General features: G+C 67.8%; 21 protein-coding genes and 1 pseudogene. 11 read left to right on the top strand and 11 right to left on the bottom strand.

The window, feature by feature from the left end; genetic code table 11:
* Nucleotides 1–70 precede the first annotated feature (70 nt).
* The 6 genes from NPJ82_RS00325 to rpmI form a co-directional block, all read right to left on the bottom strand.
* Entirely contained in the window at nucleotides 71–802 is a 732-nt protein-coding gene (locus NPJ82_RS00325; RefSeq protein WP_342657978.1) for a class I SAM-dependent methyltransferase, read from the bottom strand.
* Between the two features lie 238 nt (nucleotides 803–1,040).
* Nucleotides 1,041–1,913: an aldose 1-epimerase family protein gene (locus NPJ82_RS00320; protein WP_342657977.1), complete on the bottom strand. Its 873-nt coding sequence runs from the start codon at nucleotides 1,911–1,913 to the stop codon at nucleotides 1,041–1,043.
* Nucleotides 1,906–4,293: a phenylalanine--tRNA ligase subunit beta gene (pheT, locus tag NPJ82_RS00315; RefSeq protein ID WP_342657976.1), complete on the bottom strand. Its 2,388-nt coding sequence runs from the start codon at nucleotides 4,291–4,293 to the stop codon at nucleotides 1,906–1,908. Before pheT ends, NPJ82_RS00320 begins: the two co-directional genes overlap by 8 nt.
* Nucleotides 4,290–5,402 (bottom strand): phenylalanine--tRNA ligase subunit alpha, encoded by a 1,113-nt coding sequence (gene pheS, locus NPJ82_RS00310; protein WP_342657975.1) that lies wholly within the window; start codon nucleotides 5,400–5,402, stop codon nucleotides 4,290–4,292. Before pheS ends, pheT begins: the two co-directional genes overlap by 4 nt.
* Before the next feature lie 371 nt (nucleotides 5,403–5,773).
* Complete coding sequence (gene rplT / locus NPJ82_RS00305) at nucleotides 5,774–6,145, bottom strand: 50S ribosomal protein L20 (protein WP_267347762.1); 372 nt, start codon at nucleotides 6,143–6,145, stop codon at nucleotides 5,774–5,776.
* A gap of 23 nt (nucleotides 6,146–6,168) precedes the next feature.
* Nucleotides 6,169–6,372: a 50S ribosomal protein L35 gene (gene rpmI / locus NPJ82_RS00300; protein WP_007406658.1), complete on the bottom strand. Its 204-nt coding sequence runs from the start codon at nucleotides 6,370–6,372 to the stop codon at nucleotides 6,169–6,171.
* 165 nt (nucleotides 6,373–6,537) lie between these two features.
* Between rpmI and NPJ82_RS00295 the strand changes: the two are divergent.
* Nucleotides 6,538–8,642: pseudogene (locus NPJ82_RS00295) on the top strand (AsmA family protein).
* Between the two features lie 12 nt (nucleotides 8,643–8,654).
* On the opposite strand, the gene NPJ82_RS00290 reads toward NPJ82_RS00295, so the two are convergent.
* A complete protein-coding gene (locus tag NPJ82_RS00290; protein ID WP_342657974.1) occupies nucleotides 8,655–9,461 on the bottom strand; it encodes an inositol monophosphatase family protein in 807 nt (268 codons plus the stop codon).
* A gap of 92 nt (nucleotides 9,462–9,553) precedes the next feature.
* Between NPJ82_RS00290 and NPJ82_RS00285 the strand changes: the two genes are divergently transcribed.
* Nucleotides 9,554–10,090: a peroxiredoxin gene (locus NPJ82_RS00285; RefSeq protein ID WP_112381695.1), complete on the top strand. Its 537-nt coding sequence runs from the start codon at nucleotides 9,554–9,556 to the stop codon at nucleotides 10,088–10,090.
* A gap of 118 nt (nucleotides 10,091–10,208) precedes the next feature.
* Nucleotides 10,209–11,228 carry a GGDEF domain-containing protein gene (locus tag NPJ82_RS00280; protein ID WP_240313392.1) on the top strand — a complete coding sequence of 340 codons (1,020 nt, stop codon included), beginning with the start codon at nucleotides 10,209–10,211 and terminating at the stop codon, nucleotides 11,226–11,228.
* A 445-nt stretch (nucleotides 11,229–11,673) separates the two neighbouring features.
* On the opposite strand, the gene NPJ82_RS00275 is transcribed toward NPJ82_RS00280, so the two are convergent.
* Complete coding sequence (locus NPJ82_RS00275) at nucleotides 11,674–12,297, bottom strand: YbhB/YbcL family Raf kinase inhibitor-like protein (RefSeq protein WP_267347743.1); 624 nt, start codon at nucleotides 12,295–12,297, stop codon at nucleotides 11,674–11,676.
* A 14-nt stretch (nucleotides 12,298–12,311) separates the two neighbouring features.
* Entirely contained in the window at nucleotides 12,312–13,427 is a 1,116-nt protein-coding gene (locus tag NPJ82_RS00270) for a DUF1176 domain-containing protein (RefSeq protein ID WP_342657973.1), read from the bottom strand.
* A gap of 78 nt (nucleotides 13,428–13,505) precedes the next feature.
* Here NPJ82_RS00270 and NPJ82_RS00265 point away from each other — a divergent pair, with 78 nt between their 5' ends.
* Complete coding sequence (locus tag NPJ82_RS00265; RefSeq protein WP_112381691.1) at nucleotides 13,506–14,375, top strand: 3-hydroxybutyryl-CoA dehydrogenase; 870 nt, start codon at nucleotides 13,506–13,508, stop codon at nucleotides 14,373–14,375.
* The gene (pncA, locus tag NPJ82_RS00260) at nucleotides 14,372–15,010 is read left to right on the top strand and encodes a bifunctional nicotinamidase/pyrazinamidase (RefSeq protein WP_342657972.1); all 639 of its coding nucleotides are present in this window, start codon (nucleotides 14,372–14,374) and stop codon (nucleotides 15,008–15,010) included. Before NPJ82_RS00265 ends, pncA begins: the two co-directional genes overlap by 4 nt.
* A gap of 88 nt (nucleotides 15,011–15,098) precedes the next feature.
* Here the strand turns inward: pncA and NPJ82_RS00255 are convergent, their stop codons facing one another.
* Complete coding sequence (locus tag NPJ82_RS00255) at nucleotides 15,099–16,358, bottom strand: NupC/NupG family nucleoside CNT transporter (protein ID WP_112381689.1); 1,260 nt, start codon at nucleotides 16,356–16,358, stop codon at nucleotides 15,099–15,101.
* 166 nt (nucleotides 16,359–16,524) lie between these two features.
* Here NPJ82_RS00255 and NPJ82_RS00250 point away from each other — a divergent pair, with 166 nt between their 5' ends.
* The 6 genes from NPJ82_RS00250 (at nucleotide 16,525) to NPJ82_RS00225 (ending at nucleotide 20,508) form a co-directional block, all read left to right on the top strand.
* Nucleotides 16,525–17,160 (top strand): queuosine precursor transporter, encoded by a 636-nt coding sequence (locus tag NPJ82_RS00250; RefSeq protein WP_112381688.1) that lies wholly within the window; start codon nucleotides 16,525–16,527, stop codon nucleotides 17,158–17,160.
* Nucleotides 17,161–17,182: 22 nt separating this feature from the next.
* Nucleotides 17,183–18,082: an acetylglutamate kinase gene (gene argB, locus NPJ82_RS00245; RefSeq protein WP_112381687.1), complete on the top strand. Its 900-nt coding sequence runs from the start codon at nucleotides 17,183–17,185 to the stop codon at nucleotides 18,080–18,082.
* Nucleotides 18,083–18,392: 310 nt separating this feature from the next.
* On the top strand, nucleotides 18,393–18,698 hold the full coding sequence (locus NPJ82_RS00240; RefSeq protein WP_149681333.1) for a YggT family protein: 306 nt from the start codon (nucleotides 18,393–18,395) through the stop codon (nucleotides 18,696–18,698).
* A 39-nt stretch (nucleotides 18,699–18,737) separates the two neighbouring features.
* A complete protein-coding gene (locus NPJ82_RS00235) occupies nucleotides 18,738–19,010 on the top strand; it encodes a DUF167 domain-containing protein (RefSeq protein WP_342657971.1) in 273 nt (90 codons plus the stop codon).
* Nucleotides 19,007–19,882: a bifunctional methylenetetrahydrofolate dehydrogenase/methenyltetrahydrofolate cyclohydrolase FolD gene (gene folD / locus NPJ82_RS00230; RefSeq protein ID WP_342657970.1), complete on the top strand. Its 876-nt coding sequence runs from the start codon at nucleotides 19,007–19,009 to the stop codon at nucleotides 19,880–19,882. Before NPJ82_RS00235 ends, folD begins: the two co-directional genes overlap by 4 nt.
* Before the next feature lie 5 nt (nucleotides 19,883–19,887).
* Nucleotides 19,888–20,508: a MarC family protein gene (locus NPJ82_RS00225; RefSeq protein WP_149681496.1), complete on the top strand. Its 621-nt coding sequence runs from the start codon at nucleotides 19,888–19,890 to the stop codon at nucleotides 20,506–20,508.
* Nucleotides 20,509–20,664: 156 nt separating this feature from the next.
* Here NPJ82_RS00225 and NPJ82_RS00220 read toward each other — a convergent pair whose 3' ends face one another.
* Nucleotides 20,665–21,519, bottom strand: a complete 855-nt coding sequence (locus tag NPJ82_RS00220) for a flagellin (protein WP_276589315.1) — start codon at nucleotides 21,517–21,519, stop codon at nucleotides 20,665–20,667.
* Nucleotides 21,520–21,662 lie beyond the last annotated feature (143 nt).

Genomic DNA, 21,662 nt, shown 5'->3' with positions numbered 1-21,662 from the left:
CGCCACGCAGCGCTACTGTTCAGGTGGCGCGAGGCCGCCGGGCCATGCCACGGCGGACAGCACAGCCCGATCAGCCAGTGGCTTTTGCGCCGACCAAAAGGTTGTTGGAGTAAAGCCGCTTATTGTCCTTGATCATCTTCCCGATCAGGATGCCGACCGCATTCAGCGGAAACACCAGGCCGACCTGGAAGAGCAGCCGTGGGATTCGCGACCAGTCTCCGGTTCGCTGCGCCACGACGTTCGACAAAAGCTGGAATGCCGTCTCTGAGGCGTTGCCGATCTTTTCTACACGCTCGACGTGGAATCCTTGCCGTTCGAACAGGCTTTTCATGCCGAACGAGGAATATCTTGCATAATCATACGGCTCTTCGTGCTCGGGCCATACGAACGGGGTGGTAATCATGATCCTCCCACCGGGACGCAGGACGCGGCCGATTTCGCGGATGACAGGATCGGGCAGGAATATGTGTTCGAACACCTCGAAGGCGATAACGGCGTCAAAACTGGCATCCTCAAACGGAAGGGTTTCTCCGTCGTAGAAAATGTCGACTTCGCTTCCTAATTCCTGATGATCGTGACCACTCGCCTGAATATCGACGCCGACATATTCCGTCGCACGATGGAATAGCGATCGATAGGGTTTGGAGCCGCATCCGAAATCGAGCACGCGGCCGGTGAATAGATCGGCATTATGGGCGATGCCTTTCGCCAGACCGCGCCGGATGATGTATGAAGGGTGGAGAGGTGAGCTTGCCACCGTGGGCAGGAATTGCTGTTTACGCCACCACGCCCGGATATTCATTCTCGCCGCCCCACCCCATCGCTTATATTGGGCAAAAGGTACAGGCAGGGGCAGTTCGGTCAATAGGCGGTATAGCCCGGATACTACAATGGAACGTCATATTTTCGTACAGCTCGAGTAACAACCGCCATTTCTACCCGGTGTCACCGCGATTAGTCGTAAGTGTCTGAAGAATAGCAATTGTGACCAAGTCGACGAAGGTACTGGAAGGGCACGCGCTTCCAGTACGTCTATCGAATCACCCCAGCGTGATAGACATCGCGATCACCTTCTCCCCTCCCTCGGCCACCTCGAACACACCCGGCTTGTCCCTGAATTCGCCCGTAAAACCTTCCGGGTCGGCGATGCCGTGCCAGGGTTCGATGCAGATGAAGGCGGCGCCGGGTTTGGTCCAGATGCCGAGCTTGTCGGTGTGGGGGAAGGCTATGTCGAGGTGGGGGCCGGAGCTTGCGCCGTAGGTGACGCTGCGGGAGTGGACGGGGGACCAGACGAGGGCGTCGTCGGTGAAGAGGGCGTCGGCGAGGTGGAGGGTGCGGCCGTCGAGCGGGCTGGCGCGCTCTTCGGCGGCGATCAGGCCGTTCGGGGTGATCGCCTTCAGCTTGCCCGGTTCGTCGGCGGCGAAGACGATGCGGTGATCGGCGCGGTCCTGCCCGTAAGGGAGCGGCCAGGCGAAGGCGGGGTGGAAGCCGAAGCTGGCGAGCATCGGACCTTCACCGCGGTTGATGATGCGCGCCTCGGTCACCAGCGTCGCGCCGTCGAGCCGGTGGGTGACCTCCAGCCGGAAGGCGTAAGGATAGACTGCGCGGGTTTCCGCCGTATCCTCCAGCGCGAACACCGCCTGCGCTTCGTCGTGCGAGACGAGGGTGAAGCGACTGTGGCGGGCGAAGCCGTGCTTGGGGATGGCGTAGCGCCGGCCATCGATGCGGATGCCGTCCTGCGTCAGCCCGATGACGGGGAAGAGCAGGGGCGCGCGGCCGGTCCAGAAGGCGGGATCGGCGTCGGTCATCAATTCGCGGCCGTCCGCGTCGGTGAGCGAGGACAGTTCGGCACCGAGCGGGTTGATCGCGGCGGCAAGCGATCCGCTTCGGATCGTGATCCAGTCCTCAGCCACGTAGCTGTGCTCCCTGCTTGGCGGCGGCGGCGACGACCTTGTCGGCGATGGCCTTCAACTCGTCTTCGGTGAAGCTCTTCTGCGCTGGCTGAAGGACGATCTCGACCGCGATCGACTTGCTGCCTTCGGGGACGCCGGTGCCGACGAACAGGTCGAAGACGCGGGCGGCGACGATCGCGCTCTTGTCCGCGCCCCTGACCGCGCGGACCAGGCTGTCCGCCGCAAGCGTGTCGGGCACGAGAAAGGCGAAGTCGCGGCGGACGGCCTGCAAGGCCGGCGGCGTGTAGGCGGGGCGCATGAAGCCGCCCCCATCCTTCGGCGCCCGCTTGGGCGGCAGCGCATCGAGATAGATCTCGACCGCGGCGACGGGGCCGTCGAGGTCGAACGCCTTGCACACCGAGGGGTGGACGATGCCGAATGCGGCAAGGACCGTCTTGGGCCCCAGGCGCAGCGTGGCGGATTGGCCGGGATGCCAGGCGCTTCCCTCGGCGCCGTCCGCAACAGGCATGACCTGCAGGTTGTCGACCGGCGCACCGGCTTGCGCGAGCAGGGCCAGCGCCTCCGCCTTGGCGTCGAACGCGTCGAAGGCGGCCGCCTTGCCCCCCTGCCAGCCGCGTGCACGCTTGTCGCCGGCCAGAACCACGCCCAGCGTCGGGCGCTCGGCATCGGCGAGGTAGCGGCGGCCGATCTCGAACAGACGGATGGTGGTGGCGCCGCGCTTCAGGTTGCGCTCGGTCGCGGCGAGCAGGCCGGGGAGGAGCGAGGGGCGCATGACCTTGAGGTCTTCGCTGATCGGATTGGCGAGGCGCCATGCGCCGCCGCCGAAGGGCGCGGCCTGTGTGTCCGCGATGAAGCTCCACGTCACCGCTTCGTCCAGGCCGCGGGCGGCGGCGGCGCGGCGGACGCGGCGTTCTAGCTTCTGCTGCGGAGTTGCGGTGGGGCGGGCGACGCCGGGGGCGCGGGGAAGGGCGACGGGGGCGACCTTGTCGATGCCCTCGATACGGATCACTTCCTCGACCAGATCGGCGGGGCCGTCCACGTCCCGGCGCCAGCTGGGGGCGGTGACCTGCCAGTCGTCGGCGACGGTGAAGCCGAGCGATTCGAGGATCGCGCGCTGCCGGTCGGCGGGAACGGCGAGGCCGCCCAGCGTTTCGGCGAGCGCGGGATCATAGGCGTAGCTGCGCGCGTCGCGCGGGGGCTCGCCGGCACGCGTCACGCTGCTGGCGGTGCCGCCGCACAGGTCGAGGACCATGCGGGTGGCGATGGCTAGGCCGTCGTCGAGGAAGGCGGGGTCGACGCCGCGCTCGAACCGCTGGCGCGCGTCCGAGGTGAGTGCCAGCGCCTGGCCGGTGCGGGCGATATGGTTGGGGTCGAAATACGCGCATTCGACGATGATGTCGGTGGTCGTGTCCGAAACGCCCGAATGCTCGCCGCCCATGATGCCGCCGATGTCGTGCACCGCGACGTCGTCGGCGATGACGGTCATCGTGTCGGTCAGCGTATAGGTCTTGCCGTTCAGCGCCTCGAGGGTTTCGCCGTCGCGCGCCTTGCGGGCAATGAGGCCACCCTGCAGCCTTGCGCGGTCATAGACGTGCAAGGGGCGACCGAGATCGACGGTGACATAGTTGGTGATGTCGACCAGTGCGGAGATCGGCTTCTGCCCGATGGCGGTCAGGCGGCGGTGCAGCCATTCGGGCGAGGCGCCGTTCACGACGCCGCTGACCCCTTGCGCATAGAAGGCGGGACAGCCGGCGGTGTCCTGGGTGCGGACATCGGGGCCGGGGCCTTCGCCCGAGACGGGCGCGACATCCAGCGGCTTGAGCGTGCCGAGGCCGGCGGCGGCAAGGTCGCGCGCGATGCCGCGCACGCCCATGCAATCCTGACGATTGGGGGTGATCGACACGTCGATGACGGTGTCGGTCAGGCCGGCATAATCCGCGTACGATGTGCCGACGGGGGCGTCGGCCGGCAGTTCGATGATGCCGTCATGGCTTTCGCCGAGTTCGAGTTCACGCAGCGAACACATCATGCCGTTCGATTCGACGCCGCGGATCGCCGCGACCTTGAGCGTCACGTCGAGGCCGGGGACATAGGCGCCGGGCGCGCCGAACACGCCGACGAGGCCCGCGCGGGCATTGGGGGCGCCGCACACGACTTGGAGCGGGCCGTCGCCGGCATCGACCGACAGGACCTGCAGCTTGTCCGCCTGCGGATGGCGCTCGGCGGAGAGGACCCTGGCGACGCGGAAGGGCGCCAGCGCCTCGCCGGGATTGTGGACGCCCTCCACCTCCAGCCCGATGCGGGTCAGGCCGTCGACGATCTGGTCGAGGGTGGCGGCGGTGTCGAGATGGTCCTTGAGCCAGGACAGCGTGAACTTCATGCGCCGACCCCTCCGGACAGCGTGGGAACGTCGAGAGCGGCGAAGCCGTAATGCTTCAGCCAGCGGATATCGCCGTCGAAAAAGGCGCGCAGGTCGTCCATGCCGTATTTCAGCATGGCGAGCCGGTCGATGCCGCAGCCAAAGGCGAAGCCCTGCCACTCGTTCGGGTCGAGCCCGCAGGCGGCGATGACCTTGGGATGGACCATGCCGGAGCCCAGCACCTCCATCCAGCCTTCGGCGCCGCCGATGACGCGCTTGCCCTTCACCATCGAAAAGCCGACATCGACCTCCGCCGAGGGTTCGGTGAAGGGGAAATAGCTGGGGCGCAGGCGCAGGACGATGTCGTCACGCTCGAAGAACGCCTTGAGGAAGGTTTCCAGCGTCCATTTCAGGTGGCCGAGCGTGATGCCCTTGTCGATGACGAGCCCTTCGACCTGATGGAACATCGGGGTGTGGGTGGCGTCCGAATCGGAACGGTAGGTGCGGCCGGGCGCGATGATGCGGATCGGGGGCTTCTGCTCCAGCATCGTGCGGATCTGCACGGGGCTGGTGTGCGTGCGCAGGAGCATCCGCGTCGCGCGGCCCGCGGAGTCGGCAAAGCCGCCGCCGGCCGTGCTCGGTTCCTCGCAGTAGAATGTGTCGTGCATCGCGCGCGCAGGGTGCGATTCCGGGATGTTGAGCGCGGTGAAATTGTGCCAGTCGTCCTCGATCTCCGGCCCGGTGGCGACCGCAAAGCCGAGATCGGCGAAGATTTCGGCGAGTTCGTCCATGACCTGGGAAACCGGATGGACGGTGCCGGGGGCGACCGCATCGACGGGCAGCGTCATGTCGAGCGTTTCGGCGGCGAGCCTGGTGTCGAGCGCGGCCTTTTCCAGTGCCGCCTTGCGGGTGGCGATCGCCTCGGTGACGGATTCGCGCAAGCCGTGGATCGCGGGACCCTGGAGCTGGCGCTCCTCGGGGGTCATCTTGCCGAGGGTCTTCAGCAGGCCGGTGATGCGGCCCTGCTTGCCGAGGGCGTCGACGCGTACCGTGTCGAGCGCGTCGAGCGCGGTGGCGGCTTCGATCGCGACGAGCAGGTGGGCTCGAAGCTGGTCCAGCTCTGTCGTCATGCTACCCGCTTGTGTGTGTCATTCACCATGCGGGGGAGCCCTAGCGGGGTGGGGCCAAAAGAGGAAGGGTGGCGTTCTTCCCTCTCCTCCTCGGGGAGAGGGAAGGGGCCCGCTGCCGCCAGGCAGTGGGAAGGGTGAGGGGTAGACCAGCAGTGCTGCGCTGCTTGGCGGCCCCTCACCCTCCCCACGGCTGCGCCGCGGGTCCCCTCCCTCTCCCCGGAGGGGAGAGGGCGTAAGAACGGAAAAAGGCGCCGGTGTTGCCACCGACGCCCCGTTCTCAAATCGCTTGAGGGCTGCCACGCCGTCGGACGTGGTCGGCTGCGCCGACCCCGCCGCCCGCCGTGGCGAGTCCTAAGCCTGGCGAGCCAGGCTTAGGCCGCCCGCTCCTGCGGCAACGCCGCCTTGGCCTGCGCGATGATCGCGGAGAAGGCCGCGCTCTCGTGCATGGCGATGTCGGCCAGGACCTTGCGGTCGAGGTCGATGCCCGCCAGCTTCAGGCCGTGCATGAACTGCGAATAGTTCAGGCCCTCGGCGCGGACGCCGGCGTTGATGCGCTGGATCCACAGACCACGGAAGGTCCGCTTCTTAACCTTGCGGTCGCGATACGCATACTGACCGGCCTTCTCGACGGCCTGACGGGCGATGCGGATGGTGTTCTTGCGGCGACCATAATAGCCCTTGGCTGCACCGAGAATCCGCTTGTGCTTGGCCCGGGTGGTTACACCGCGCTTGACGCGTGCCATATCCTAAATCCTTCCCTTGTCGCTCAGTTCAGGCCGTAAGGCGCCCAGGCCTTCACGGTCTTGGTGTCGGCGTCGGAGAGGACCGAGGTGCCGCGGTTCTGGCGGATGTACTTGCCGTTGTGGCTGATGAGGCGGTGGCGCTTGCCGGCGACGCCGTGCTTCAGCTTGCCGGTGGCGGTGAGCTTGAAGCGCTTCTTGACGCCGCTCTTGGTCTTGAGCTTGGGCATTTTGGTCCTTTCGGTTTGACCCCATGCGAATAACAGCCGCGGCAGCCCATACTGGCCGGGCCATCGTTCCACGCGCAGGATCGAGGAAGCGGGGCCCTTAACGCGGGACCATGCGCTTTGCAACCGATGCGGAACCGTAACGGGCGTCGGGCGCTTGGCACTGGCATGGAAACGGCCACACCGACGGCGGGCACGCCGGAGACATCCCGGCGCAGGCGCATCCTGTTGCGCGTGGGGGCGGGCATCCTGATCGCGATCCTTGCGGTGTGGCTGGTGTTGTTCGTCACCAAGGGACGGTTCCTGAAGCGGCCGTTCGAATCGATCGTCGGCGGGCTGACCAACCGGACGGTGCGCGTCGGCGGCGACTTTCAGCTTTATTTCGCGCCCTTGCGCATCAAGCTCTATGCCGAGCGGCTGTCGATCTCCAATCCGGCCTGGGCGAGCCGGCCGAACCTGTTCACCGCCGACCGGATCGACACGCGAATCGCGCCCCTCTCGCTGATCTTCGGGAAGCGGCGGCTGTACTGGCTGGACCTGCAGAACGGCGCGGTCGACCTGGAGTGGAAGCCGGACCATTCGACCAACAGCTGGACGTTCAGCGAGAAGAAGGGCGGCAAGCCGCTGGACTTCCCGCGCATCGACGTGGCGAGCGTGCGCGGCACCAGCGTGCGCTATGTCGACCCGCGCATGCGGTTGCTCGCCGACCTGGGGATAGAGGATATCCGGTCCGAGGACGCGCGGATCGGCAAGGCGGTGGGGGTAAAGGGCAAAGGGCTGATCCGCGGCACACCGTTCACCGTGACCGCGCGGCTGTTGTCGCCCGATGCCACCGTCAACCGCGGCAAGAACGAGCTGGTCGCGCGGATGCGCGCGGCGGGCAATGTGGTCGATGTCGCAGGGACGCTGCCGTCGATCGCGGATATCGAGAATGTGCCGCTGCGCACGAGCGCGCGCGGGCGTGACCTGTCGACGCTCCTGGCGATCATCGACGTGGCGATCCCGCAAACGCGCGCCTACCAGTTGCGCAGCCGGCTGGTGAAGGACGGCGAGGTGTACCGCTTCACCCAGATGACGGGCAAGGCGGGCGATACCGATCTGGCGGGCACGCTGACCATCACCAATGGCGCGCGGCTGCACCTCGATTCGACGCTGGCGACCCGGACGCTGGACATCATCGATGCCGCGCCCTTTATCGGCTACAATCCCGATATCGTCGCCGACAAGGGCGCCATTGCAGCGGCGGCCGCGACGGGCGCGGGGGGCAGCGGCTGTTACCAGATGCGCGCTTCCCCATCGATACGATGCAGCGGTTCGATGCGGACCTGAAATGGACGATCGGGCGGGTGCGGTCGCGCAACCTGCCGATCAGCAATGTCGACCTGACGCTGGACCTGGAGCGGGGCAAGCTGGTGCTGTCGCCGCTGACCTTTGCGATGGCGCGCGGCAATGTGGCGTCGGACGTGACGTTCGACACCCGGTCGCGGCCGAGCGCGGTGCACTACGACATTCGGCTGGCGCCGACGCCGCTGGGGCGGTTGCTGGCGGGCTGGGGCGTGGCCGAGGCGGGCACGTCGGGCGTGGTGAAGGGGCGCGTCGACCTGAACGGGCGGGGCGACACGATCCACGATTCGCTGGCCAGCGCGAACGGGCGGATCGCCTTCATCCTGCCGGCGGGTACACTGTGGACGCGTAACGCCGAGCTGGCCGAGCTGGATCTGGGCACCTTCGTCCAGAAGATGTTCGAGCAGCGGCTGAAGGAGCCGGTGCGGATCAATTGCGGGTTGATCGGCTTCACCGTCCGGCGCGGGATCGCCGCGGCCGACCCGGTGCTGATCGACACCAGCAAGAACGTCATCGTGGCACGCGGCGGCTTCAGCTTCCGCAACGAGGCGATCGACCTGGCGTTTCGTGCGGACAGCAAGCGGGTCAGCCTGTTCTCCGGCCAGTCGCCGGTCGGGCTGACCGGCAGCTTCGCGGCGCCGGGGATCAATCCGATCAGCGGCGACCTGCTGGCGCGCGCGGGTGCGGGACTGGGGCTGGCGGTGGTGGCGACGCCGCTGGCGGGCGTGCTGGCCTTTGTCGATGTGGGCGATGCCAAGGCGGCGGCATGCGGCCCGGTGCTGGCGGGCGCGCGGGCCAGTGCGCAGAAGACCAAGGATGGCGAGCAGCGCGAGGATGTCGGCAAGGGCACGACCGCCAAGAGCAAGGACGGCAAGCAGAGCGAGCCGGAACGCAAGGCGCAGCGCAAGAAGTTCCTGGGTATTTTCTAGGGCGGAGGCGCCTTAATGCTCGTGAACGCCGTGCAGCGCTTCCAGCACGTCGTCGGTGCGGGCGGGGTCGCCGATCGCGAGGACGTGGCCGGGGCTGGCGGCGGTGAGGGGGTCGCCGTTCCAGTCGCACATGCGGCCGCCGGCACCCTCCACGATCGGCACGAGTGCGGCGAAATCGTAGAGTTGCAGGCCTGATTCGGCGACGATGTCGAGGTGGCCCGAGGCGAGCAGGCCGTAATTATAGCAGTCGCCGCCATAGACCGGGCCCTGGCGGGGGTTGCCGCCGCTGATCGCAGCGACGAGCGCCATGTAGTGCGGCACATCGCCCTCCGCGAAGAGGTGCGGGCTGGTGGTGGCGATGATCGCGCCGTCCAGTTGCGGGCAGGCGCGGGTGCGGGTGGGCTGGCCGTTGAAGGTGGTCGGGCGGCCGGCGACGCCCAGCCAGCGCTCGCCCGCGATCGGCTGGTCGATGATGCCGAGGATCGGCCAGCCATCCTCGACCAAGGCGATCAGCGTGCCGAAGATCGGGCGGCCGACGGTGAAGCTGCGCGTGCCGTCGATCGGGTCCAGCACCCATTGCCGCCCGGTGACGCCCTCCTTGGTGCCATATTCCTCGCCGACCACGCCGTCGCCGGAGCGTTCGGCATCGAGCAGGCGGCGCATCGCGGCCTCCGCCTCGCGGTCGGCGCGGGTGACGGGGGAGCGGTCATCCTTGATTTCCAATCCGATATCGGCGCGGCGGAACCAGGGGCGAATCGCGGCACCGGCGGCGTCGGCGAGGCGCATCGCGAGCGCGATATCGGAAGAATGTACAGCCATGTCCGCGACCTAGGAGAATGGTCGGAAAACGGCAATGGACGGGTGCGTGGTTAACGCCTAGCGACAGGGCAACGACCCTGGAGACCTGCCCCATGCGCCTGCCCCTGATTGCCGCCATGATGGCCGCCGGCATCCTTGCCGCACCGGCCGGTGCCAGCCTGAAGACCGGTGCCAAGGCGCCCGATTTCACCACCCGTGGCGCGGTGGCGGGCAAGCCGTTCCAGGTGCATCTGGCGCAGCAGCTGAAGAAGGGGCCGGTGGTGCTGTATTTCTTCCCGGCCGCCTTCACCAGCGGCTGCAATGCGGAAGCGCGCGCCTTTGCCGACAAGATCGGGGAATTCCGCGCCGCGGGTGCGCAGGTGATCGGCATGTCGGCGGACCCGGTGGAACGGCTGGTGCCCTTCTCGGCCTCCGAATGCGCGGGCAAGTTCCCGGTGGCGAGCGCCGGGCCGGCGGTGGTCAAGGGCTATGACGTAGCGCTCGGCCGCGAAGTGCAGGGCCGCAGCGTGACGACGCGGACCAGCTACGTCATCGGGCGCGATGGCCGAATCGCCTTTGTCCATGACGACATGAACCCGGCCGAGCATGTCGCCACGACGCTGGCGGCGGTGCGCGCGCTGCCACGCTGATCCGGCACGCACCGCGACCGATCCGAAATGACTATGTTGGTCACCCATTCTCAACCGTTCTGTTCTAGGCCGTATCGACCTGTGGGAGGGTTGAATGTTTCGTGCCAAGCGGTCTGACATGATCGAAAAGGAAGACCTGTTCGATCGAATCGGCCAGTTTCTGGCGGATCACCGGTTGAGTCCGGACCCGGCGCATTACAGTTTCGTCCATGCCCTGATGACGGACCCCGACGGGCCGACCGCGCGTGCGGTGGCGTCGTTGACCGATGGTGGCGTGCGGCTGGCGCATGACGACGTGATCCGGCTGGGCGGCGCAGTCGTAAACGGCCCGCCCGTGCAGAGCGCACCGGCCCCGGTACGGACGTTCGAACCCTCGCCCGAGGCGCGGTCGGACGCATTGGTCGCGGCGACGCAGAGCCAGGTGGAGGGGTTTGCGGAAACGGTGCGGGTGATGCACGCGGTGACGCAGGGCTTCGGGCGCGATCTGGAGGAGAGTGCGGCGGCGATCACGCGCCAGCCGACGGTTGCCGGGCTGGACCAGATCGCGTCGCTCACCGGCGGGATGATCGCGCGGATCCGCGATACCGAGGTGCGGCTGGCCCAGGCGACGGCGGAGGCCGATGCGCTGCGCGCCAAGCTGGCCGAGGCGCGCGAGACGGCGCGGCGCGATCCGCTGACCGGCCTGGCGAATCGGCTGGCGTTCGAGGAAGCGTTCGCCGCGTGCCGCAAGGTGGAGGAACCCTGCTGCATCGCGGTGTGCGACGTCGACCGATTCAAGCTGATCAACGACCGCCATGGCCATCATGTCGGCGACCGGGTGTTGAGCGTGATCGGGCAGATGCTGGCCAAGGCGTGCGAAGGGCATCTGGTCAGCCGCCATGGCGGCGAGGAGTTCGCGATCCTGCTCGGCGGCGTATCGCTGACCGACGCGGCGGCCCTGCTCGATTCGGCACGCGCCGACGTGGCGGCGCGGCGCTTTCGGGTGCGGGACACGGAGGAAGGCATCGGACAGGTCACCTTCTCCGCCGGGGTCACCGCGATTCGCGCGGACGACAGCCACGAGGGGGCGTTCGTGCGCGCCGACCAGCTTCTCTACACCGCCAAAAGCCAGGGTCGCGACCAGGTCTGCGCGGCCTGACGCACACGCCTGATTTTTCCGCTGATCCTTGGCGGGAAATGCCGATGGCCATTGGCGGATTATGCCAATAGCGACAGGCAGATTTTGGGAAATCGGCTGAAATCCGCGGGTTTCGGCACTTGGCACGGGTTCTGCAAAGCCTTGGGTATCGATCGTCGGATGGTCCTTCGATCGGCAAACCCAAGGACAAGACCCATGTTTCAGCTCTCCACGCTTCGCCACCAGCTCGCCTCGGTCGCCGGTGCGCTCGTGTTCGCCGCCATCGCGATCAGCGCCGCCGTTCCCGTCGTTCCGATCGCCTGATCCGGCCGGCCAAAGGAACCATCGTGATGACCATCACCCGCAGCCTGCTGATCGGCTTTGCCGCGTTCAGCACCACCGTCCTCCTGATCGCCGGACAGACCCAGCTGATGATCGGCTGAGGCCTGTCCGCCGGACGGGACGATCAGCCCGGCGCCACCGCGCCGACCGGACCCACCGGCGCTTCCTCCTGGCGCGAATAGGTGCCGACGAGGACCCCGGCCGCCAGCACATGGCCGGCCATCGCATCCAGTATCGCACCGCGCCCGGGCGTATCGCCGGGATCCGCCACATCGTCGCCAAGCGCGAACAGTTGGAAGACATAGCGGTGCTCGCCATGCCCCGACGGCGGATCGGGCGGCAGCCACCCCTCCCGCAGATAGGAATTGCGCCCGACATCGCCGCCATCGGTCGTGCCCGCGGCATCGGCGACGATCGCGCCCTCCTCCAGATGACCGGCACCGGGCGGCAGCGCCCAGACGATGGCATGGACCAGCGGCTGCGGCGTCGGCGCGTCCGCATCCTCGACGATCAGGGCCAACTGGGCGGTGCCCGCCGGCGGATCGCCCCAGACGAGCGGCGGCGACACGCCTTCGCCATCCGCGGTGAAGCGTGGCGGCAGGCGGCCCCCATCGGCAAAGGCGGGGCTGGTGAGCGACAGCGTGTCGAAACCGCGACCCAGGTCGGGCCGGGCGATCATCAATCCGTCGGCCCCGGCGCGGACGGTGCCGAGAGCCTTGCCCAGCCAGGCGGGGAGATGTTCGAGCATGGCCTTGTCTCCTGTTAGCGGGTCACGTCGGCGCGCCAGATGCTGACGAGGTCGATCGCACCGCGACATTCGGTCATCGATTTGGCCTCGACCAGACGGAAGCGCGTGCCGTCCCAGGCGAAGCGCTGCAGGCTGCCGCAATCGCCGAGGCCGCGGCCCTTGGCCCAACTGGTCAGCCGTCCCGTGTCGGCCGACCAATCGGCGTTGACCAGCGTGGCGGGGGTGCCGGCAGGCTTGGGCTCGCCGAAATCCATGGCGATGTCGAACGGTGCCGGAGCCAGCTTGCCGTCGCGGAGCAGCAGCGGCTTGGTCATGAAGTTGTAGGCGCCCGAGCCGCAGGACAGCAGGACGAGCGTGGTGCGCGCGTCGAGGCGGTAGCCCTCCTGGCTGACCGGACCGAAGTCGTCCGCGGGGCAGTCCCGTTGGCGGCGCATGTCGGCGATGGCGGCAGCGGTGGGCGTTTCGGCGGGGGCGTCGGCGAGGTTCGCGGCGCGGACGACGGGCAGGGCGGGGGCGGCGGGCACGGTGTCGGCCGGGCGATCGCCCCTGGCGACGAGCGCGGTGACGGTGCCGACGCGGCCCTGCCGATCGTCGGCATAGCGCATCGCGGCGGACAGGCCGGACAGCGACAGGGCCACCGGCTCCCCGACGCGGATGCTGGCGACGCGGCCGGCGATCATCGCATCGACGAGACGACGTGCGGTGTCCCCGGTCAGGAGCAGGCGCGACTCGCCATCGGGTCGGCCCTGCGCCACCACCTTGCCGTCGACCTGGACCGCGGCGGTATCCACCTGGCCATCGGCCTTGCGCAGCAGCACGGTGACGGCGCCGTCGGGGCCGCCCTCGCGCCGCACGATCAGCCCGGTGCCGAGCACGCCGTTTTCCCCCGCGGCGAGCGATGCCGCCTCGCACAGGCCGCCATTGTCGCATGCAATCGCCCAGTCCCGGAAGACGCGGATATCGGCCAGCTTGGGGGTGACGCCCGAGTCGGCGGTCGGGGTGGTGGCGGCGGCGGGTGTCGGGGTGGTGGCCGGCGTTGCGGTGGGATCGGGCGAAGGCGCGGCGGGTGGCGCCTGGTTGCAGGCGGTGAGCACGAGCGCGAAGGCCAGGGCGGACGGGATCGGGTGCATGGTCCTTCAACCCGCCGCTGGTCGCTGCGTTCCGAACCCGGTAGGGCGGGCGCAACGACGACCAAGGAGAGTGTGGACATGCAGGCAGTGGGCGTGATCGGGGCAGGACAGATGGGCGCAGGAATCGCCCAGGTGTCCGCAGGCGCGGGCTTTCGCGTGCTGCTGGCCGATACCGATCTGGCACGGGCGGAAAAGGGCAAGGCGGGCATCGCCAAACAGCTCGACCGGCAGGTCGCCAAGGAGAAGATGACGCGCGCCGATGCCGATGCGCTGCTCGGCCGGATCGAGCCGGTGGGCGACGTGTCCGGGATGGGCGACTGCGATCTGGTGATCGAGGCGGCCACCGAGCGCGAGGCGATCAAGCGCGCGATCTTCGAGGATGTCGGCCGCGTGCTGCGCGCCGATGCGGTGCTGGCATCGAACACCTCGTCCATTCCGATCACGCGGCTGGCACAGGCATCGCCCGATCCGGCGCGCTTCGTCGGCGTGCACTTCTTCAACCCCGTGCCGGTGATGGGCCTGATCGAGCTGATCCGCGGGCTGGCCACGTCGGACGAGACGGTGGCGACGGTGGAGGCCTATGCACAGAAGCTGGGCAAGCGGGTGGTGCGCGCGAACGACGCGCCGGGCTTCATCGTCAACCGCGTGCTGATGCCGATGCTGAACGAGGCGTGCTTCGCGCTGGGCGAGGGCGTGGCGACGATCCCGGATATCGACGCGGCGTGCCAGTTGGGGCTGAACCATCCGATGGGGCCGCTGACGCTGGCCGATTTCATCGGGCTGGATACCTGTCTGGAGATTACCCGCGTGCTGTTCGAAGGGACGGGCGACCCCAAGTTCCGCCCGGCGCCGCTGCTGGTGAAATATGTCGAGGCGGGCTGGTATGGCCGCAAGACGGGGCGCGGCTTCTACGACTATTCGGGTGACGAACCGGTGCCGACGCGGTGAGCGGATTCGCGGTGCAGCCGGGCGACGCGCTGGTGGTGATCGACCCGCAGGTCGATTTCTGCCCGGGCGGCGCGCTGGCGGTGACGGACGGCGATGCGGTGATGGCGCCGATCGCCGCGCTGTCGGCCGCGTTCGCAACCGTGGTGGTGACGCAGGACTGGCATCCGGCGGGGCACTCCTCCTTTGCGAGCAGCCATGCGGGGGCGGCGCCCTTTTCCACCATGACGATGGCTTACGGCGAGCAGGTATTGTGGCCGGATCACTGCATCCAAAGGTCGGCCGGTGCCGGGTTCCACCCCGCGGTGATGCCGGCGGTCGACCGGGCGCGGCTGATCTTACGCAAGGGCATCAACCCGGCGGTCGACAGCTATTCGGCGTTTTTCGAGAACGACAAGGTGACGCGAACCGGACTGGCGGGGGCGCTGCGCGACCTGGGCGTGCGGCGCTGCGTGTTCGTCGGGCTGGCCTATGACTTCTGCGTGGCGTGGTCGGCACTGGACGCAGTGCGCGAGGGGTTCGGCGCGGTGGTGGTGAAGGACCATGCGCGGGCGATCGGCATGCCGGTTTCCGATGGTCGCACGACGGTGGACGTGGCGGAAGCGGAGTTCGCGGCGGCGGGAGTGGTGCTGGGGTGAGGGGGCCGCCCTCACCCTTCCGGCGCTGACGCGCCTCCCTCCCTCTCCCGGTGGGAGAGGGATCAGGCACTGAACCGGCGCGCCGGCCTTATACGATCAGCAATCCGGCGAGGGCCGCGGACATCAGGTTCGCCAGGCTGCCGGCGACAAGCGCGCGGATGCCGAGGCGGGCGATGGTCGGGCGCTGGTTGGGGGCGAGGCTGCCCGTCACCGCCATCTGGATCGCGATGGAGGAGAAGTTGGCGAAGCCGCACAGCGCGAAGGTGACGACCGCGACGGTGCGCGGCGAAAGCTGCGCGGCCTGCTTGCCGAGATCGATATAGGCGACGAACTCGTTCAGCACGATCTTCTCGCCGAACAGGCCGCCGGCGATCGCCGCCTCGTTCCACGGCACGTTGAGCAGGAACATGATCGGCTGGAACACATAGCCGAGCAGCGCCTGGAAGCTGAGCCCCGGCAGGCCGAACCAGCCGCCGATGCCGCCGAGCAGGCCGTTCGCCAGCGCAACCAGCGCGACAAAGGCGAGCACCATCGCGCCGACCGCGACCGCCAGCTTCACGCCGGTCTGTGCGCCCTGCGCTGCGGCCATGATGATGTTGGCGGGGCGTTCCTCGTCATGCGTCGCCTCGGCCAGCGCGATCTGCTCGTCCTCCAGATTGTCGCCGAGCGGCAACTGTCCGGCGGGCGGCTCCATGCGGTCGGGCATGATGATCTTGGCCATCAGGATGCCGCCGGGCGCCGCCATGAACGAGGCGGCAAGCAGATATTCGATCGAGATACCCATCGAGGCATAGGCGGCCAGGATGGTGCCGGCGACGCCCGCCATGCCGCTGGTCATCACGGTAAAGAGCTGCGCCGGGGTCAGGCCGGCGAGATAGGGGCGGATGACGAGCGGCGATTCGGACTGGCCAACGAAGACGTTGGCCGCCGCGCACAGCGACTCGACCTTGGAGACGCCGATCACGCGCTCGATCGCGCCACCCAGCCAGCGCACGACGAACTGCATGATGCCGAGATAATAGAGGATCGAGACGAGGGCTGCGAAGAAGATGATCACCGGCAATGCCTGGATCGCGAAGTTGCGGCCGAGCGGATCGGTGGCGAGCGCGCCGAACAGGAAGTTGGTGCCGGCATTCGCATAGCCGAGCAGGTCCGCGACGCCGCCCGACAGGAATTGCAGGATGCGCTTGCCCCACGGCACATAGAGGACGAGGACGGCGATGCCGGCCTGGAGCGCGAAGGCGGCCCCCACGACGCGCGGGCGGATGGCCCGGCGATCGGCGGACAGCGCGACGGCGATCGCCAGAATAACGACAATACCGGCCAAGCCGATGGCGATACGATTCATGCTGTTCCCGGCGTGACTTAGGATCAAGGCGACGCGGCCCCCCGGCTGCGCGGCACCATAGCATAGGGGCACCGGCGCAAGGCGGCTAGAGGCTGATTGTCCGACAGGCGGGACCGGATGCCGCCATCCCGAATTGACCTTCGCGCGCGACGCGTTAGCAGGGGACATGGACCGACCCATCGCGCTGTCGCGCTCGCTGTTCGCGCTTTCGATCTTTTACGGCGGCATGGTCTGCATTGCCGGCGTGCTGGGCAACAAGCAGGTGTCGCTGGGGCCGCTGGCGGTGGAGGCGGGCATCTTCGCCTTCCTGCTGCTCGTCGTCACCTCCAGCGCGGTGGCCGAGCTGCATGGCCGCGCGACCGCGAACCGGCTGGTGCAGGTGGGTTTCGTGCCGCTGCTCGTCTCGCTGTTCCTGTCCTGGGTGGTGTGGATCCTGCCGCCCTCGCCCGAAATGGTGCCGGCCAATCGCGACGCGATCCAGCTGATCCTGGGGACGACGTGGCGCATCTGGCTGGGCGGGATCGTCGCCTATGGCATTTCGCAGACGCTGAACGTGACGATCTTTGCCGCGCTGAAAGGTGCGGAGGGCAGCAAGCTGCTGTGGCTGCGCGCCGCGGTCGCCAGCATGCTGAGCCAAGTGGTCGACACGCTGCTGTTCGTCACCATCGCATTCTACGGCGAATTTCCGATCGGGCCGCTGATCGTGGGCCAGATGATCGCCAAGGTCGCGCTGTCCGCGCTGATCGTGCCGCCGCTGATCTATGTGTTCGTCGGACTGGGCCGGCGGCTGGATCGCGCCTGAGCCTTTCGCTAAGGGGCGCGGCATGACCGATCATACGCCCGACGCCGCCCTGCTCGCCAAGGCCGAGACGCTGACCGAGGCGCTGCCCTATCTGCAGCGCTATGCGGGCAAGACGTTCGTGGTGAAATATGGCGGCCATGCGATGGGCGACCCCGAGCGCCAGCGCGACTTCGCCGAAGACGTCGTGTTGTTGAAGGCGGTGGGGATCAACCCGGTCGTCGTGCATGGCGGCGGACCGCAGATCGGCGCGATGCTGAAGCGGCTGGGCGTCGAGTCGCAGTTCGTCAACGGCCTGCGCGTGACCGACAAGGAAACCGCGCACATCGCCGAGATGGTGCTGGCCGGATCGATCAACAAGGAAATCGTCAGCTGGATCGCGGCGGCCGGCGGCCGTGCGGTCGGCATCTCGGGCAAGGACGCCAGCCTGGTCACCGCGGAAAAGGTGCGGGGGCGCGAGGCGGATCCGCAACAGGGGATCGAGCGGCATGTCGACCTCGGTTTCGTCGGCGAGCCGGTATCGGTCGACCCGCGACTGATCCACAGCCTGTCGGCGGACGGCATCATCCCCGTCATCGCGCCGATCGCGATCGGCACCGATGGCCATACCTACAACATCAATGCCGACACCATGGCGGGTGCGATCGCCGCACGACTGGGCGCATCGCGCTTCTTCCTGCTGACCGACGTGGCGGGCGTGCTGGACAAGCAGGGCGAGCTGATGACCGACCTGAACCCGCAAGCGATCGCCGCGCTGCGCGCCGACGGCACGATCTCCGGGGGCATGATCCCCAAACTGGAGACCTGCGTATCGGCAGTCGAGGCGGGCGTGGATGCCGCGGTGATCCTGGACGGACGCGTGCCGCACGGGATGCTGCTGGAGATCTTTACCCGGCGCGGGGCGGGAACGCTGGTCCGGCGCTGAGAGTCCGTTTAGAAATGCGCTATGGGTGCATTTCGCGGTGCCAGCCCGCTCCCCACTCGACCTCCCACAGAGTATCCTTGATGGGAGGTCGGGTGGGGGAGTGACGGGTCGATCATGCCCCCGGCATGATCTGAACAGCGCTGAGCGCTGTTCACCCAGCACTGGCTGGCACCGCCCGAAATTGGCTCTTTCGCCAATTTCCAAAAAGCCTTTGAGGCGCCGGTACCACGGCCGGAAATATACCGCAGGCGTTGCCGGGCCAGCGCATGGGGCCTAGATAAACGGGCATCATCCAAACGGAGCGCGTGCGTTGATCTACATCCTCCAGATTCTCCAGATTCTGCTCAACGTCGCGTGGTGGATCATCATCGTGCAGGCGATCCTGTCGTGGTTGATCGCGTTCAACGTCATCAACACGTCGAACGACATGGTGCGGACGATCTGGTACGCGCTCCAGCGGATGACCGATCCGCTGTACCGGCCGGTACGGCGCATCCTGCCCGATTTCGGCGCGCTGGACCTGTCGCCCATGGTCGTGCTGCTGGCGATCATCATCCTGGACCGGCTGGTGGGCACGGCGATCATGCAGCAAAGCTACGGCGTCGTGGTTGGCTGATCCGCGGCCGTGCCGGCATGGACCCCGCGGGAGGGCGGGTTGCAGATCGCCGTCCGGGTGACGCCGCGCGCCGGGCGCGACATGCTTGCATCGGGGACGGCCGACCATCTGGCCGCACGGCTGGCGGCGGCACCGGTCGATGGTGCGGCCAATGCAGCATTGATCGCGCTGGTTGCCAAGGCCTTCGGGCTGCGACGGGGGGCGGTGCGGCTGGTTGCAGGTGAGACGGCGCGGTTGAAGCGCCTGCATCTGGACGGGGACGCGGAGACGCTGGCGCGCACCGCCGCCGCGCTTTATGGCACTGGGGCATGAGCGCTACGATCATCGACGGCAAAGCCTATGCCGCGGGCCTGCGAGCCCGCATCGCCACCCAGGTCGAACCCTTCAAGGCGGCGGCCGGCCGCGCCCCCGGACTGGCGGTGGTGCTGGTCGGTGAGGATGCGGCCTCCAGCGTCTATGTCCGGTCCAAGGGCCGCGCGACGCGCGAGGCGGGGATGGAAAGCTTCGAGCATCGCCTGTCCGCCGATATCGACCAGGCGACGCTGATGGCACTGGTCGCCGCGCTGAACGCCGATCCGGCGGTGGACGGCATCCTGGTGCAACTGCCCCTGCCTGCGCATCTCGATGCACAGGCGGTGATCCAGGCGATCGATCCGGACAAGGACGTCGACGGTTTCCACCCGGTCAATGCCGGGCGGCTGGCGACGGGCCTGCCGGGCTTCGTGCCGTGCACGCCGCTCGGCTGCCTGATGCTGCTGCGCGATGTGCATGGCACGCTGGCCGGGCTGGATGCGGTGGTGGTCGGCCGGTCCAACATCGTCGGCAAGCCGATGGCGCAACTGTTGCTGCAGGAAAGCTGCACCGTCACGATCGCGCATAGCCGCACCCGCGACCTGCCCGCCAAGGTGCGCGCTGCCGATATCGTCGTGGCGGCGGTGGGCATCCCCAGGCTGATCGAGGGCGGCTGGATCAAGCCGGGTGCAACGGTGATCGACGTCGGCATCAACCGTACCGAGACCAGGTTGGTCGGCGACGTGGATTTCGAGGGTGCGCGCGCCGTTGCCGGTGCGATCACGCCGGTGCCGGGCGGCGTCGGCCCGATGACCATCGCGGTGCTGCTGCGCAACACGCTGGTGTCCGCCGGGCGTCGGATGGGCGTGGCGATCGACGAAACCCTGCTGTGAACGGGCTGGTCGAACTCTATTTCTCGTCGCTCGTCACCTTTTTCGTGGTGATCGACCCACCGGGCTGTGCGCCGATCTATGCCGGGCTGTCGGCCGGTGCGACGGCGACGCATCGCCGCGCGATGGCGGTGCGCGCGGTGGCGGTGGCGGCGGCGATCCTGTTCGTCTTCGCGCTGTTCGGCGAGGCACTGCTCCACGGTCTGGGCATCGGCCTGCCCTCGTTCCGCATCGCGGGCGGGATCATGCTGTTCCTGATCGCGCTGGAGATGGTGTTCGAGAAGCGCACGCAGCGGCGCGAGGACCGGGCGGCCAAGGTGGCGGACGATCCGGAGGTCGAGGACGTGTCGATCTTCCCCATGGCGATGCCGATGATCGCGGGGCCGGGATCGATCGCGTCGGTGATGCTGCTCATGAGCCGGAACAGCGGGATCGAGCGGTCGCTGGTCGTGCTGGGGGCGATGGTGTCGATCCTGGTGCTGACGCTGATCGCGCTGCTGATGGCCGGGCCGCTGATGCGGCTGATGGGCGCCAAGATCGAGGCGGTGATCACCCGGTTGCTCGGCGTGCTGCTCGCCGCGCTGGCGGTGCAGTTCGTGATCGACGGGGTGACGGCCAGCCTGCGCTGAACGGGCGATCCCCCGCGCGCGCGAGTCTTTATATAGGGGCGACGCGCAAAACCCCGGTGGCTGCACGCCACCGGGGTTCCCTTGCGACCCGTGCTGGAACAGCGTCGGTCGGCCCCGGCACCCGAGTGGGGGCGCGGCGCCGGGGCTTCGGGCGGATTACTGCCCGAGCAGCTTGAGCACGCCTTGCGTGGACTGGTTCGCCTGGCTGAGCATCGCGGTCGATGCCTGGCTGAGGATCTGCGCCTTGGCGAGCGCGGTCGTTTCCTCCGAGAAATCGGTGTCCTCGATCCGGCTGCGCGCGTCCGACAGGTTGGTGACGTTGGCGGTCAGGTTGTTCACCGCCGACTGGATACGGTTCTGCGTCGCACCGAGGCCGGCGCGGACATTGGCGACCTTGCCGATCGCGGTGTCGAACTGTTCGAGCGTCGCGGTGGTCTTCACCGAACTGGTCGTAGGCGTCGCCGCACTCGGATCGCCCAGCACCATGACGTTGGTCAGCTCGGTGGCGGTGGTGAGGTCGCCGAACGTCATCGTGATGGCGTCGTTGCTGTTGGCGCCGGCCTGGATCGTCACGGCGCCCGCGGTCCCCGCCGATCCGTCGAGCAGCTTCTGCCCGTTGAACTGCGTGTTGCGGACGATGTTGGACACCTGTGCCGCGAGCGCGTCCTGCTCGGCAGAAATGTTCAGCTTGTCGTTGGCGGAATAGGTACCGTTCGACTTCTGCACCGCCAGTTCGCGCATCCGCTGGAGCATGTTGCTGACCTCGTCGAGCGCGCCTTCGGCAGTCTGCGCCATCGAGATGCCGTCATTGGCGTTGCGGATGCCCTGGTTCATGCCCTTGATCTGCGCGCTCATCGAGGCGGCGATCGCGAGACCGGCTGCATCATCCTTGGCCGAATTTATGCGCTTGCCGGTGGACAGGCGCTGCATCGAGGTGCTGAGCGAGTTGGTGGCGTTGGTGGACGCCGCCTGCGCGCGAAGCGCGCTGATGTTGCTTGCAATAACCGTCATGGTCATTCTCCGTCTCGAAGCTCTCCGCGCCCCCACGGCGAAGGTCGAGCTTCCACGACAGAGAACGGCCGTTCAGCCGCCACCTTTATAAAAAAGATTCTCATCGCCGAAATCCGGCCTTCCGCAGGGGAAGGCCGGTGTCG

Origin of the sequence: Sphingomonas sp. NY01 (assembly GCF_038809135.1) — a bacterium.
Lineage (GTDB): Bacteria > Pseudomonadota > Alphaproteobacteria > Sphingomonadales > Sphingomonadaceae > Sphingomonas > Sphingomonas carotinifaciens.
This window is presented reverse-complemented; position numbering and strand designations above follow the sequence as displayed.